This is a genomic window from Pseudomonas sp. Tn43, assembly GCF_014192635.1.
Classification (GTDB): Bacteria; Pseudomonadota; Gammaproteobacteria; order Pseudomonadales; family Pseudomonadaceae; genus Aquipseudomonas.
Genome location: NZ_JACHYG010000002.1, coordinates 575,427 through 590,250, shown reverse-complemented (window position 1 = coordinate 590,250; position 14,824 = coordinate 575,427). Strand labels below are relative to the sequence as shown.

Here is a 14,824-nt window from a genome sequence, read left to right as displayed (position 1 = left end):
GTTACCCCCGCAACACGAAGGCTGGAAACAACTCGCGCATCGCCTCCCACAACGCTGGCAGCAATGCTTGAGCCGAAACGCTCGGCAACAGCGGATCGAACATCCGCTCGGTGCGAACCAGTTGCACGGCGAAGCGTTTGACGCCAAGCGCATTCAAGCGTTTTGCCAGGATCAGCAGACGCGCCGGCTCGAACAAATGCCAATGCACGGTGGTGCGACATTCGTAATCGACACCACTGGCCAACAGATGCTCGAGGCTGCGCCAGTTGGCGGTGCCGCTGCCCTCGACCCGGGTGATGGCCTGGCAATCCTCGGGCAACGCCTTGACATCGAAACCGACCCAATCAGCCCCGATCAGAGCCTTGGCAAAGGCAGCAGGTTTGATGCCGGCGCTGTGCAAGCCAATGCGAAATCCCATGTCCCGCACTTCGTCCATGGCGCTGAGCAAACCGTCCTGCAGAGTCGGCTCACCGCCGCTGAACACCACGGCATCAAGCAGGTCCTGACGACGTTGCAGAAATGCCAAAACCCGCCGCCAATCCACTTCCTCACTGCCACGAGGGGGAATCAGCTGCGGGTTGTGACAATAACGACAACGCCAGGCGCAACCCTGGCAAAACAGCACGCAGGCGAGCTGTCCCGGATAGTCGATAGTGGTCAGGGGCACCATGCCCCCGACCCGAAGCATTCGACTCATTGGCGCCCGGCCAGCGTCGCGCTTTCTGTGAAGTGCACCCGCTCACGGTGCTCCGATTGTTTACCCGGATTGAACGCCGACACCGGACGGTGATAGCCCATCACCCGGGTCCAGACTTCGCAGCGTTGACGTTGAGCCTGGGGCAGTGTTTGCGATGCAGTCATGGTGAAGCTCCTTGCGGTTGAGTGGATCGAAATCAATGAACAGCGCCGGCTTTCTGCGCTTGCAGTAGCAGGACTTCGTCGCATTTGGGGCAGAACTCATGTTCGCCATCGAGATAGCCGTGCACCGGGCAGATCGAGAAGGTCGGGGTCACGGTCAGGTACGGCAGGCGGAAGCGGCCCAGGGCTTTGCGCACCAGTTGCTTGCAGGCCTGGGTCGAAGAAATCCGCTCGGCCATGTACAGGTGCAAGACCGTGCCGCCGGTGTATTTGCATTGCAGTTCGTCTTGAAGTTCCAGGGCCTCGAAGGGGTCTTCGGTATAGCCCACAGGCAATTGCGAGGAGTTGGTGTAATACGGCGCCTGCACACTGCCGGCCTGGAGAATGTCCGAATAGCGCTTGAGGTCTTCCTTGGCGAAGCGGTACGTGGTGCCTTCCGCCGGTGTCGCTTCCAGGTTATAGAGATGACCGGTTTCCTCCTGGAAACGCAGCAACGTGGCGCGTACATGGTCGAGCATGTTCAGGGCAAACTTGCGGCCCTGTTCGGTGTGCATACCCTCCTCGTCACCGGTGAAATTGCGCAGCATTTCATGCAGGCCGTTGAGGCCGATGGTGGAAAAATGGTTGCGCAAGGTGCCCAGGTAACGCTTGGTGTAAGGGTACAAACCGGCGTCCATGTGATGCTGAATGACTTTGCGCTTGACCTCCAGGCTCTCCATCGCCAGCGCCATCAATGCGTCCAGGCGCTGCAACAAACCACTGGTATTGCCCTTGAACACATAGCCCAGACGGGCGCAGTTGATGGTCACCACGCCGAGCGACCCGGTCTGCTCCGCCGAGCCGAACAAACCGCCGCCGCGCTTGAGCAACTCCCGCACATCGAGTTGCAAGCGGCAGCACATCGAACGCACTTGATTGGGCTGCAGATCCGAATTGAGGAAGTTCTGGAAGTACGGCAGGCCGTAACGCGCGGTCATCTCGAACAAGCGGTCGGCGTTTTCACTGTCCCACGGAAAATCATGGGTGATGTTGTAGGTCGGGATCGGAAAGGTGAACACACGCCCCTTCGCATCGCCAGCCTGCATGACTTCGATGTAGGCGCGGTTGAGCAGGTCCATTTCGAGTTGCAGGTCGCCATAGGCAAACGGCATTTCCTCCCCACCGATGACGGGTATCTGCTCACGCAAATCCTGCGGGCATACCCAGTCGAACGTCAGGTTGGTGAACGGCGTCTGGGTGCCCCAGCGCGAAGGAACGTTGAGGTTATAGATGAACTCCTGGATCGCCTGGCGCACCTCTTGATAACTCAGCTGGTCCTTGCGCACATAGGGCGCGAGGTAGGTGTCGAACGAGCTGAACGCCTGGGCCCCGGCCCATTCGTTTTGCAGGGTGCCGAGGAAATTGACCATTTGCCCCAGCGCGCTGCTCAAGTGCTTCGGCGGACCGGCTTCGACACGCCCCGGCACACCGTTGAGCCCTTCGTGCAACAGGGTGCGCAGCGACCAGCCAGCACAGTAGCCGGCGAGCATGTCCAGGTCATGCACATGCAAATCCGCCTCGCGGTGGGCCTGGCCGATGGCCTCGCTGTACACCTCGTCCAGCCAGTAGTTGGCAGTGACCTTGCCCGATACGTTCAACACCAGCCCGCCCAGTGAGTAGCCTTGATTGGCGTTGGCCTGAACCCGCCAGTCTTCACGGTCCAGGTACTCGTTCATCGAGGTCGCCACTTCGACCATGGTCCGGCGGTCGCGACGCAAACGCCCGTGTTGTTCGCGGTAGACGATGTAGGCGCGCATGGCGAAGAAAAAACCGGCGTCCATCAACACCCGTTCGACACGGTCCTGGATCTGCTCGACATGCAGCCTTGGCAGTCCGTCCAGCCGGGCGAGTACCGCCTGAAGCAAACCTTCAACCTCAACCTCGGTGTACTCCCCGGTTGCCTTGCCGGCAGCGATCAACGCCTGACGGATCTTGTCCGCATCGAAGGCGACCAGACTGCCATCGCGCTTGTGCAAGCGGTTACATCCTACTGAGATCAGCGTGCTCTGCATTCGGCCTCCAGATACTACATATAGATGTTTAAATAAAAACAAACACAACATGCAGTGAAGACTACGGACAAAGGGCTGATCTGCAATTGATCGATATCAAGATTTGGCGGTGAAAAAAACCGCCAGCGGCGGCTAATTCCAGTGGGTCAACAAACTCAGGCTACAGACTCCCTGTAGCAGCTGGCGAAGCCTGCGTTCGGCTGCGTAGCAGTCGTAAGATCAGGCGCTGCGGTGTTTCAGGTTAACCGGGACGATCCGATTGCGACTGCTGCGCAGCCGAACGCAGGCTTCGCCAGCTGCTACTGTCCGCGTAGCTGCCAGAACTGACCGGCATTACCTTCAAGGATCAACCGCCACTCATGTTCATGAACCGCACAATCTGCACCTCCCCTTCAGGACTGAAATCATGGCGCAACGGCTTGCCGCGCAAGGCCTTCTGCACCGCGTTGATCACGGGCTGGTCATCCAGCGGATAACGCCGCAGCAATCCTCTTAAATCCAGCGCATCGTCCTGCCCCAGACACAGCAACAGCTTCCCTTCAACCGTCATCCGCACCCGATTACAGCTGCCACAAAAGTTGTGGCTGTTGGGCGAAATAAAACCGATCCGGGTATCAGGATGGCGTTCCAGGCGCACGTAGCGCGCCGGTCCGCCGCTGTTTTCAGCGCTGTCGAGTAACCGATGCTGGCTGGCGATCAGCGCCCGGACCTCGTCACTGGAACAAAACGATTCGCCCCGGTAACGGCCGACATCGCCCAAGGGCATTTCTTCGATGAAACTGATGTCGATGCGCTGGTCGATGGCGTATTGCACCAGCGCCGGGACTTCATCGAAATTGCGCCCTTTCATCACCACGCAGTTGAGCTTGATCCGCTCAAACCCCGCGTCCCGCGCCGCTTCGATACCGTTGAGCACCTGGTCAAGATCGCCGATGCGGGTGATCGCACGAAACTTCTGTCCGTCCAGGCTATCGAGGCTGATGTTCATCCGCTTGACCCCCGCCTCCGCCAACGGCCGGGCCAGGCGGCTCAGTTGCGAGCCATTGCTGGTCATCACCAGTTCGCGCAAACCGGGCAACGCGGCGATGTTGCGGCACAGTTCGACAATGCCCGGACGAATCAGCGGCTCGCCGCCGGTCAGGCGGATTTTGCGTACGCCCAACCCGACGAACAGCGTTGCCAGACGCTGCAACTCTTCCAGCGTCAGCACCTGCTGACGGGGCAGGAAAGTCATGTTTTTCGCCATGCAATACACACAGCGAAAATCACACCGGTCCGTCACCGACATCCGCAGATAATCGATCTGCCGTCCAAAGCCATCCTGCATGACAACGTTCATCACATCTCCCGGTTTGCCTCGATGCTCACTGCACCAGCGGTGAGTCGGCACCCTGCAAATGGATGCCGCGAATATCCGCCGCACCGATCAGGGTTTGCAGGTACTGCACCAGCGCTTTTTGCCAGACGCCTTGCTGCAACTGCGTGCGGATCGCCGTCGACACCACTTCATAGGGCAAGGGCATGCCTTCGATCCGCTGATCGACACTGACCACATGCCAGCCGTAGCGACTTTCCAGCGGTTTGCTGGCCAGGCCTGGTGCCAGGGTGAACAGCTGACGCTCCAGTTCAGGCACGGTCTGGCCCTTGCTGATCTGCCCCAGAGAACCGCCTTGGGCCTTCGACGGGCAGGCCGAATATGTCATGGCCAGCTCGGCGAAACTGCCGGGAAAGTCCTCCAGACGTTGCAGCAGAACTTGCGCCTGATCATGGGCAACAGCACGCGCCTCGACATCATCCGGCGCACATTCAAGCAGGATGTGCCGAACCGCCAGCAACGGTGCGCTGTGAAAGCGCCCGCGATTGTTTTCGTAGTAGCGCAGGCTGGTTTCCTCGTCGCACTGCGGTACCTGCACCTCGCGTTCGAGCAACAAGCGCGTCGCCGCTTCTTCTTCATTCTCGCCAGCGCCAATCTCCAGCGACACGCCGAGCTCGGCGATGCGCTGCTGCAACAACTCGCGGATCACCAAAGCCCGAGCGGCCAGGTACACCGCCTCTTCGCGGCTTTCGGCCGGGTGATATTGCAGCTCCTGGGCCATTGCCTCCGGGGTGATCGATACCTCATTGACGCTGATGATCGGCCACTCCTGTTCGCTACTGGCGATCAACTGCGCCGGAGCGTCGGGGGTAGCCGCCGGCTCAACCGGGAGGGCTTCAAACTGCGCCTGTGCGAGCGGCGCGATGTCGAGCACGTCCTCGGTTTTTTTCGAAGACCCGCAGCCACCGCTACCGCCGTTACCACCACCACATCCACATCCACCTGACATGATTGTCTCCTCAGTACTTCTGACGAACGATTTGATAACGGCGCCCCAGGTACCAGATCGGTGCGCTGATCATGTGTACGAGACGGGTGAAGGGGAACAGCACAAACAGGGTCAATCCCAGGAACACGTGCAACTTGTAAATCAACCCGACCGGCTCAATGGCCGCCGCGGCTTCCATCGGCCGCAATAGCACGGTGTTCTGCGCCCAATCCGCGAGACTCACCATCACCGAGCCATCCATGTGGCCGGTGGAGGCGACAATTGTCAGCAGACCGAGCAGCAATTGCGCCAGCAGCACCAGCAGAATCAGGATGTCCGAAGGGCTGGAGGTGGCACGTACCCGAGGATCGTTGAGCCGCCGGTTGACCAGCATCAGCAGGCCGATCAGGCACAACAGGCCAAAGAACCCGCCGGACACCATCGCCAGCAATTGCTTGTTCTGAGTGCTGATCACGTGGTGATAAACCGACGCAGGCGTCAGCAGGCCAACGAAGTGTCCGGCCAGCACGAACAACACACCGACGTGAAAGAGGTTGCTCGCCACCCGCATGCCGCCTTGGTTGAGCATCTGGCTCGAACCTGCCTTCCAGCTGTATTGCGACAGGTCGAAGCGTGCCCAGCTGCCAATCAGGCAAGTGGCCAGGGCGACGTAAGGATAGATCCCGAACAACAACAGATTCCATTTAGACATTACTGACCTCCTGGGCTGGCGCGGCGGCCAGCCCTTCATGCTGAAAATCCACCCAGTGCAACGGCACCGCGCTTTCTTCCCGAGCCTTGCCCGGTGCGCTTGGCAGCCCACTGCAACGGTCCTGCTGTTCGGCCTGGAGAAAGTCCACGGCCTCCTCTTCCCAGATCTTGTCGAGGGCTTCGAGGGAGTCATCACGCGGTTCCGCCGCCACCTGCGCTCGCAGGTCGGCCACTGCCTGATGCGGTTCTGCCCCGGCGATTTGCAGCAGCGCCCGGAAGCAGCTGGCATAGGCGCTTTCACGCTCTTCCAGACGCGCCGCGAGCAAGGCCAGCAAATGCGAAACATCCGCCAGGCCCTCGCGGGCCTCGATGTCTTCGCGGGTGGACAGGAACTCCAGGTACAGCGGGATATAGTCCGGCAGCTCTTTGACGCCGATGGCAAAACCGGCGGCTTCGTATTGCGCCATCATGTCGACCATGGCCTGACCACGGTCACGGGATTCGCCGTGCACGTGTTCGAACAACAGCAACGACAACGAGCGCCCTCGGCCGAACAGCGCACCGTAGTGCTCCTGCCCGTCCATCAGGTCATTGGCGCAGATCAGCTCGAGCAATTCGAACAACGCGCCGCGCTGTTTAGGGCTGATTTCCCGTGACTGGATGATCGCTTGCTCCAGTTCGTCACGACCGTCAATCAGCGTCTCGGTCGGGTAATCGAGCAGCAGCGAAATCACTTTGAGAATCTGCATGCTCACTCCTCCCACAACTGAACGGTTTTCAGAACGTCGCGGCGGTTGGCTTTCTTCGCACCGAACATGTTGGTGTCGGAGCTACCGCTGCAGCCGCTGCCGAAACTGAAGCCGCAACCGGAGCGCTCGGCAAAGGCGTCACTCATGGCGTCTTCACGGTGCGCGCTCGGTACCACAAAGCGGTCTTCATAGTTGGCGATCGCCAGGTAGCGATACATTTCCTCGACCTGGGCCACGCTCAAGTCAACATCCTTGAGTACTTGCAGATCCTGAACACCATCGACTTGCTCGGAACGTTTGTAAGCACGCATCGCCAGCAAGCGTTTAAGTGCACGCTTGACCGGTTTTTCATCGCCTGCCGTCAGCAGATTGGCCAGGTACTTGAGTGGAATACGCAGGCTGTCGACATCCGGGATCACCCCGTTCATACCCACGGTGCCGGCAGTGGCGGCGTTCTGGATCGGCGACAGCGGCGGCACGTACCAAACCATCGGCAAGGTGCGGTATTCCGGGTGCAGCGGCAGCGCGAGTTTCCAGTCCACGGCCATTTTGTAGACCGGCGAACGCTGGGCTGAATCGATCACCGACTGCGGCACGCCATCGGCCAGGGCCTGACGGATCACTGCCGGGTCATTCGGATCGAGGAAGATCTCCAGTTGTTTCTCGTACAGGTCCTGTTCGTTGGCGGTGCTCGCCACTTCGCTGATGCGGTCGGCGTCATACAGCAGCACACCGAGGTAACGGATGCGCCCGACGCAGGTTTCGGCGCAAACAGTCGGCATCCCGGCTTCGATCCGCGGGTAGCAGAAGATGCATTTCTCGGACTTGCCGCTCTTCCAGTTGAAGTAGATTTTCTTGTACGGGCAGCCGCTGATGCACATCCGCCAGCCACGGCATTTCTCCTGGTCGATCAGGACGATGCCATCTTCTTCACGCTTGTAGATCGCACCGCTCGGGCACGATGCGGCGCACGTCGGGTTGAGGCAGTGCTCGCACAGGCGCGGCAAATACATCATGAATGTGTTTTCGTACTCGCCGTAAATGTCCGCCTGGATCTTGTCGAAGTTCTTGTCCTTGCGACGTTTGGCGAATTCAGTGCCGAGGATTTCTTCCCAGTTCGGGCCCCACTCGATTTTCTCCATGCGCTTGCCGGAAATCAGCGAACGCGGACGCGCGGTGGGCTGATGCTCGCCCAGCGGCGCGGTGTGCAGGTGCTGGTAATCGAAGTCGAAGGGTTCGTAGTAATCGTCGAGGCTCGGCAGGTCCGGGTTGGCAAAAATGTTGGCCAACACGCGGAATTTACCGCCGATGCGCGGGTTGATCGTGCCGTTGGCGTTGCGGATCCAGCCGCCCTTCCACTTGTCCTGGTTTTCCCATTCTTTCGGGTAACCGATCCCGGGTTTCGATTCAACGTTGTTGAACCAGGCGTATTCCATGCCTTCGCGGCTGGTCCAGACGTTTTTGCAGGTGATTGAACAGGTGTGGCAACCGATGCACTTGTCCAAGTTCAGAACCATGCCGATTTGTGAGCGAATCTTCATTTCAGTTCTCCTCGATATCGGTCGGCAGAGGACGCGGCAGATCATCGCCGGACGAACCATCGAGCCAGTCGACTTTGGCCATTTTGCGCACCACGACGAATTCATCGCGGTTGCAACCGACCGTGCCGTAATAGTTGAAACCGTAGGCTTGCTGGGCATAGCCGCCGATCATGTGGGTCGGCTTGAGCACGACGCGGGTGACCGAGTTGTGGTGGCCGCCACGGGTCTTGGTGGTTTCCGAACCGGGTACGTTCACGATCCGTTCCTGTGCGTGATACATCATCACCATGCCGTCCTTGACACGCTGGCTGACCACCGCCCGGGCGGTCAGTGCGCCGTTGGCGTTGAAGCACTCGATCCAGTCGTTGTCCTCGATGCCGGCGCTTTTCGCGTCGTTCTCCGAGAGCCAGACAATCGGCCCGCCACGGCTGAGGGTGAGCATCAGCAGGTTGTCGCTGTAGGTGCTGTGGATGCCCCATTTCTGGTGCGGGGTGATCCAGTTCAGGACGATTTCCTTGTGGCCGTTATTGCGCTTGCCTTTCACCCCTTCGATGGTGCGGGTGTTGACGGGCGGGCGATAACTCATCAGTTGCTCGCCGAACGCCTGCATCCACGGGTGATCCTGGTAGAACTGCTGGCGACCGGTGATGGTGCGCCATGGGATCGCTTCGTGAACGTTGGTGTAGCCCGCGTTGTAGCTGACGTGATCGTCTTCGAGACCCGACCAGGTCGGGCTGGAAATGATCTTGCGCGGCTGTGCCTGAATGTCGCGGAAACGAATCGCCTCGTGTTCCTTGGACAGCGCCAGGTGGCTGTGATCGATGCCGGTAAATTCCGACAGCGCGGCCCAGGCCTTGACGGCGACATGGCCATTGGTTTCCGGCGCCAGGGACAGAATCACTTCTGCAGCATCGATCGCCGAGTCGATTTTCGGCCGACCCTGGCTGATACCCACAGCCCCTTCTTTGTGATTGAGCGCACCGAGGAATTTCACTTCAGCGTCGGTGTTCCAGTTGATGCCCTTGCCACCGTTGCCGTGTTTTTCCAGCAATGGCCCCAGCGACGAAAACTGTTTGTAGATGTTCGGGTAATCGCGCTCCACCACATGCAGGTTCGGCGCATTCTTGCCCGGCTCCGGGGCCACGCCGGCGCTTTTCCAGTCGGTGCCACCAAACGGCTGAGCCAGTTCGCCAACGCTGTCGTGCATCAGCGGGATGGTCACCAGATCCTTTTCAACGCCCAGATGCCCGACCGCCATGCTGGAAAACGCCTTGGCGATGCCTTTGTAGATTTCCCAGTCGGAACGCGATTCCCAGGCCGGGTCGATGGCGGCCGACAACGGGTGAATGAACGGGTGCATGTCCGAGGTGTTCATGTCGTCTTTTTCGTACCAGGTCGCGGTCGGCAAGACGATGTCGGAATAGACGCAGGTCGACGACATGCGAAAGTCCAGCGTGGTGACCAGATCGAGCTTGCCGATGGCGCCCTCGTCCACCCATTCGGCTTCTTCGGGTTTGCAGTCGCCGACCTGGCCGATGTCTTCGTTCATCACCCCGTTCTTGGTGCCGAGCAGGTACTTGAGCATGTACTCGTGGCCCTTGCCCGAGGAGCCCAGCAGGTTGGAACGCCAGATGAACATGTTGCGCGGGAAGTTGACCGGGCTGTCCGGCTGTTCGCAGGAGAAACGTAGCGAACCGTCCTGCAGCGACTTGACCACGTAGTCTTTCGGCTCCATGCCGACAGCCGCCGCGTCGCGGCAAATGTGCAAAGGGTTAGTGTTCAGTTGCGGTGCGCTTGGCAACCATCCGGCGCGTTCGGCGCGGATGTTGTAGTCCAGGGCATGCTCGGGAAATTGTGATTTATCGGCCAATGGCGAGAGCACGTCGTGCATGCTCATCTTCTCGTGGCGCCATTGCGAACTGTGGGCGTAGAAGAAGCTGGTGCCGTTCATTTGGCGAGGCGGACGGTTCCAGTCCAGGCCGAACGCCAGGGGCAGCCAGCCGCATTGCGGACGCAGTTTTTCCTGGCCGACGTAGTGCGCCCAACCGCCACCGGTCTGGCCGACACAGCCGCAGAGCATGAGCATGTTGATCAGCCCGCGGTAGTTCATGTCCATGTGGTACCAGTGGTTCATCGCCGCGCCAACAATGATCATCGAGCGGCCCTTGGTCTTGTCGGCGTTGTCGGCGAACTCACGGGCGATCTGGATGGCTTTCTCGCGGCTCACGCCAGTGATCTGCTCTTGCCACGCCGGGGTGCCGGGCACCGAAGCATCGTTGTAATCCTTGGCGACGTTTTCACCACCAAGACCACGATCGATCGCCAGGTTGGCCGCCGACAGGTCGAACACGGTGGCGACTTTGGCCACGCTGCCATCCGCCAGCACCACGTTATGCACCGGCACGCGACGGTATTGCACCGCATCGCCGGCCACATGCTGGAAGTGCTCATGGGATTCGCCGGCAAAATACGGGAACGCCACTTCGGCCACGTCATCACCGATCAGGCTCAGCTTCAGATCGATCTCACGGCCTTCGCCACCTTCACGAGGCAGGATGTTCCACTTGCCCTTCTCGCCCCAGCGATAACCGATGGAGCCTTGAGGGGACACCAGTTCGCCGTTTACATCCAGGGCGATGGTTTTCCATTCCGGGTTGTTTTCCTGGCCGAGGTTGTCGGTAAGGTCCGAGGCGCGCAGGAAGCGGTCCGGCTGGTAACCGGCGCCCGGTGCCTTGTCGACCATTTGCTTGAGCAGCACCAACACCGGCAAATCAGTGAAGCGCTTGGCGTAATCGGTGAAATAGGCGCTCGGTTTGTCCAGGTGGAATTCTTTGAAGATCACATGGTTGAACGCCTGGGCCAGCGCCGCGTCGGTGCCTTGTTTGGGGTTCAGCCACAGGTCGGTGAGCTTGGCGACTTCCGAGTAGTCCGGGGTGATCGCGACCGTCTTGGTGCCCTTGTAGCGGACTTCGGTAAAGAAGTGCGCGTCCGGGGTACGGGTCTGCGGGACGTTGGAGCCCCAGGCAATGATGTAGTTGGCGTTGTACCAGTCGGCCGATTCCGGCACATCGGTCTGCTCGCCCCAGACCATTGGCGAGGCCGGTGGCAAGTCGCAGTACCAGTCATAAAAGCTCAGGCAGGCGCCACCGATCAGCGACAGATAACGCGAGCCTGCGGCGTAGCTGACCATCGACATGGCCGGGATCGGCGAGAAGCCGACGATCCGGTCCGGGCCGTATTGCTTGATGGTGTAGACGTTGGCCGCCGCGATGATCTCGTTGACTTCCTCCCAGTTGGAACGAATGAAGCCACCCATGCCGCGCTTGCTTTTATAGGAATCGGCCTTGGCCTTGTCCTCGACGATGCTGGCCCAGGCTTCGACCGGCGCCATGGTCTGCCGCGCATCGCGCCAGAGCTTGAGCAACGGCTTGCGGATTTTCGGGTACTTGAGCCGGTTGGCGCTGTAGATGTACCAGCTGTAACTGGCACCACGGGGGCAGCCACGGGGTTCATGGTTCGGCAGATCGTTGCGGGTACGCGGGTAGTCGGTCTGCTGGGTTTCCCAGGTGATCAGGCCGTTCTTGACGTAGATTTTCCACGAGCAGGAACCGGTGCAGTTCACCCCGTGGGTGGAACGCACGATCTTGTCGTACTGCCAGCGCGAACGGTAAACGTTTTCCCAGTCGCGAGACTCCTTGCGGGTCTCTCCATGACCATCGGAAAACTCGTTTTGCTTACGGTTTAAAAACCGCAATTGATCCAGTAAATGACTCACGGTGCAGTCCTCTCAGGCTTCGTCGCGGAGTCTGTGCCCCGCCCACGCAATGGTTGAATTCGGGTCGTCTCAGCAGGGTGTCGCGGCGCCTTTGCGCGCGTACCACCACCAGGTCACCACGATGCAGCTCAGGTAAAAGCCGACGAACATGTAGAAGGCCATCTCCGGGCCGCCGGTCAGGGCCATCGAAGAGCCGAAGGATTTGGGAATGAAGAACGCACCGAAGGCGCCCATGGCCGAACTGAAGCCCAGGACCGCGGCCGATTCCTTGCCGGCATCCTTGAGCGCTTGTTCGCGCACGGCTGGCGGTTTGCCGGCCGACGCTTTTTCATGCTGGGTACGGAAGATCACCGGGATCATCCGGAAGGTGGAACCGTTGCCGACGCCCGTGGTGATAAACAGCAACATGAACATGCCGAGGAAGCCGTAGAAGTTGCCGCCGGTGCCGTTCTGCGGCAAAAAGTGCATCACGGCGAAGACCATCGCGATCATCGCCACGAAGTTCCACAAGGTCACTTTCGCGCCACCGAGCTTGTCCGCCAGCCAGCCACCCAATGGCCGCACCAGCGCACCGACCAACGGGCCGAGGAAGGCGAATTTCAAGGCAATCACATCAGGGAACGAGGTTTTGATCAGCAGCGGAAACGCGGCGGAAAAACCGATGAATGAACCGAAGGTCGCCAGGTACAACCAGCACATCAGCCAGTTGTGCTTGCGCTTGAAGATCACCGCCTGTTCGCTGAACGACGCGCGGGCACTGGACAGGTCGTTCATGCCGAACCAGGCCAGCACCGTCACCAGGACAATGAACGGCACCCAGATGAACCCGGCGTTCTGCAGCCACAACTGACCACCGTCCGGCAGTGCTTGCGGCGAGCCGCCCATGAAGCCGAAAACGCCGAAGGTAATCACCAGCGGCACACAGAACTGCATCACCGAGACACCCAGATTGCCCAGGCCGGCATTGAGGCCAAGGGCCGTGCCCTGCTGCGACTTGGGATAGAAGAAGCTGATGTTGGACATGCTCGAGGCAAAGTTGCCGCCGCCAAAACCGCAGAGCAAGGCAATCAACACGAACACGCTGTAGGAGGTGCTCGGGTCCTGCACGGCAAAGCCCATCCAGATCGATGGCAGCAATAGCGACGCGGTGCTCAGGGCGGTCCAGCGCCGGCCACCGAAGATCGGCACCATAAAGGAATAGAAGACGCGCAAAGTCGCACCCGACAGCCCTGGCAACGCCGCCAGCCAGAACAATTGGTCGGTGGTGAAGCTGAAGCCGATGGCGTTCAAACGCACAATCACCGTGCTCCAGACCATCCACACCGCGAAGGCCAGCAACAGCGCAGGAATGGAAATCCACAAGTTGCGCGTGGCGGTCTGTTTGCCGCTACTTCCCCAGAATGCTGGGTCCTCGGGGCGCCAGTCATGAATGACCGGGCCTTTGTCAGGCTTTTGCAGAACGGACATGTTCTTCTCCTAGGGCAATACTGGAAATCGGGGACGGGGTCAGCTGCGGCGCTTTACCCAGCACCGCGCTTTTGCGTATTTCGCTGAAGTACATCCAGGTGAGGGAGACCCAGACCACGCCGTACATCAACATGAAGCAGGAAGAGCGCACGCCGGTGAGGTCCACCAGGGCGCCAAACAGGATCGGCAGCACGAAACCGCCCAGGCCACCGGCGAGGCCGACGATGCCGGACACGGCGCCCATGTTTTTCGGATAGTCATTGGCGATGTATTTGAAGACCGAGGCCTTGCCGAACGCGAAGGCGATGCCTATGACGAACAGCAACACAGTGAACAACGCGGGGTTCAGGCCGATGTGGAAATCCACCGGGCCGTTGATGGTCTGCACTTGCAGTTGAGTCTGGGGATATGAAAGCAGGAAGAGGCAGATCCAGCTGACCCACAACACCCACCAGGTCACGCTTTGCGCCCCCCAGCGATCCGACAGCCAGCCGCCGACGGCACGCAGCACGCCACCGGGCAAGGAAAAACAGGCCGCCAGCAGCGCCGCGCTTTGCAGGCTGAAACCGTATTCCTGGACGTAGTACTTGGTCATCCACAGGGCCAGGGCGACGTAGCCACCGAAGACGATCGAGTAGTACTGGCAGTAGCGCCACACCGCAGGGTCTTTCAATGAGCGCAGTTGCTCACGCAACGTAGCGCCGGATGCACTGCGGTGGTCCTTGTTTTCGGCACTGAGAAACCAGAACAGCAGCGCGGTAATAAAAAGGATCGCGCTAAAGACTTTCGGCACCAGTTGCCAGCTGCCGGCGGCGATCAGTGCCGGGGCGAGAAACTTGGTCACCGCAGCCCCGGCGTTACCGGCGCCGAAGATGCCCATGGCGAAGCCCTGATTCTCCTTGTCGAACCATTTGGCAACATAGGCAATCCCGACCGAGAACGAACCGCCGGCCAGACCGACGAACAAACCCAGCACCAGGAACTGCCAGTAGGCGGTGGCGTGACTGATCAAATACAGCGGTGCGACGCAGCTCAGCATCAGCAGGAAGAACACGCTGCGCCCACCAAAGCGGTCGGTCAGCAAACCCAGCGGCAAACGCACCAGCGAGCCGGTCAGCACCGGGGTCGCAGCCAGCAGGCCGAACTGGGTTTCGTTGAGCTGGAGCAGTTCCTTGATCGGCACCCCGAGCACGGCAAACATCATCCAGACCATGAAGCACACAGTGAAGGCCAGCGTGCTCATGCCCAGCACCAAGCCTTGTCTTACTCGCGGTGGGTTCACAATGCTCTCCCGTCAGTTAGCCATGGCGGCAGACTAGAGAGGCCAACCCCGCAAAAACTTGACCCATGTCAACGAAGCCCAAGGGGG

At 60.0% G+C, this 14,824-nt stretch carries 11 protein-coding genes; all 11 read right to left on the bottom strand.

Annotation, left to right across the window (positions count from 1 at the left end; translation table 11 throughout):
• Window position 1: 1 nt before the first annotated feature.
• Window positions 2–697: an anaerobic ribonucleoside-triphosphate reductase activating protein gene (locus FHW68_RS07025; protein ID WP_183679565.1), complete on the bottom strand. Its 696-nt coding sequence runs from the start codon at window positions 695–697 to the stop codon at window positions 2–4.
• Complete coding sequence (gene nrdD / locus FHW68_RS07020; protein WP_095631848.1) at window positions 694–861, bottom strand: anaerobic ribonucleoside-triphosphate reductase; 168 nt, start codon at window positions 859–861, stop codon at window positions 694–696. Before nrdD ends, FHW68_RS07025 begins: the two co-directional genes overlap by 4 nt.
• A 32-nt stretch (window positions 862–893) precedes the next feature.
• The gene (locus tag FHW68_RS07015) at window positions 894–2,909 is read right to left on the bottom strand and encodes a ribonucleoside triphosphate reductase (RefSeq protein ID WP_183679563.1); all 2,016 of its coding nucleotides are present in this window, start codon (window positions 2,907–2,909) and stop codon (window positions 894–896) included.
• A 346-nt stretch (window positions 2,910–3,255) separates the two neighbouring features.
• A complete protein-coding gene (moaA, locus tag FHW68_RS07010) occupies window positions 3,256–4,248 on the bottom strand; it encodes a GTP 3',8-cyclase MoaA (RefSeq protein WP_183679561.1) in 993 nt (330 codons plus the stop codon).
• Between the two features lie 25 nt (window positions 4,249–4,273).
• Complete coding sequence (locus FHW68_RS07005) at window positions 4,274–5,233, bottom strand: peptidylprolyl isomerase (protein WP_183679559.1); 960 nt, start codon at window positions 5,231–5,233, stop codon at window positions 4,274–4,276.
• Between the two features lie 10 nt (window positions 5,234–5,243).
• The gene (gene narI, locus FHW68_RS07000; protein ID WP_095631844.1) at window positions 5,244–5,924 is read right to left on the bottom strand and encodes a respiratory nitrate reductase subunit gamma; all 681 of its coding nucleotides are present in this window, start codon (window positions 5,922–5,924) and stop codon (window positions 5,244–5,246) included.
• The gene (gene narJ / locus FHW68_RS06995) at window positions 5,917–6,672 is read right to left on the bottom strand and encodes a nitrate reductase molybdenum cofactor assembly chaperone (protein WP_095631843.1); all 756 of its coding nucleotides are present in this window, start codon (window positions 6,670–6,672) and stop codon (window positions 5,917–5,919) included. Before narJ ends, narI begins: the two co-directional genes overlap by 8 nt.
• 2 nt (window positions 6,673–6,674) lie before the next feature.
• Window positions 6,675–8,213, bottom strand: a complete 1,539-nt coding sequence (gene narH, locus FHW68_RS06990; protein ID WP_095631842.1) for a nitrate reductase subunit beta — start codon at window positions 8,211–8,213, stop codon at window positions 6,675–6,677.
• 1 nt (window position 8,214) lies between these two features.
• Window positions 8,215–11,988, bottom strand: a complete 3,774-nt coding sequence (locus FHW68_RS06985; protein ID WP_095631841.1) for a nitrate reductase subunit alpha — start codon at window positions 11,986–11,988, stop codon at window positions 8,215–8,217.
• A gap of 69 nt (window positions 11,989–12,057) precedes the next feature.
• Window positions 12,058–13,455, bottom strand: coding sequence for a NarK family nitrate/nitrite MFS transporter (locus FHW68_RS06980; RefSeq protein ID WP_183679556.1), 1,398 nt, complete (start codon window positions 13,453–13,455; stop codon window positions 12,058–12,060).
• Entirely contained in the window at window positions 13,433–14,737 is a 1,305-nt protein-coding gene (locus tag FHW68_RS06975; protein ID WP_095631839.1) for a nitrate/nitrite transporter, read from the bottom strand. The genes FHW68_RS06980 and FHW68_RS06975 overlap by 23 nt, the downstream gene beginning before the upstream one ends.
• Between the last annotated feature and the right edge of the window lie 87 nt (window positions 14,738–14,824).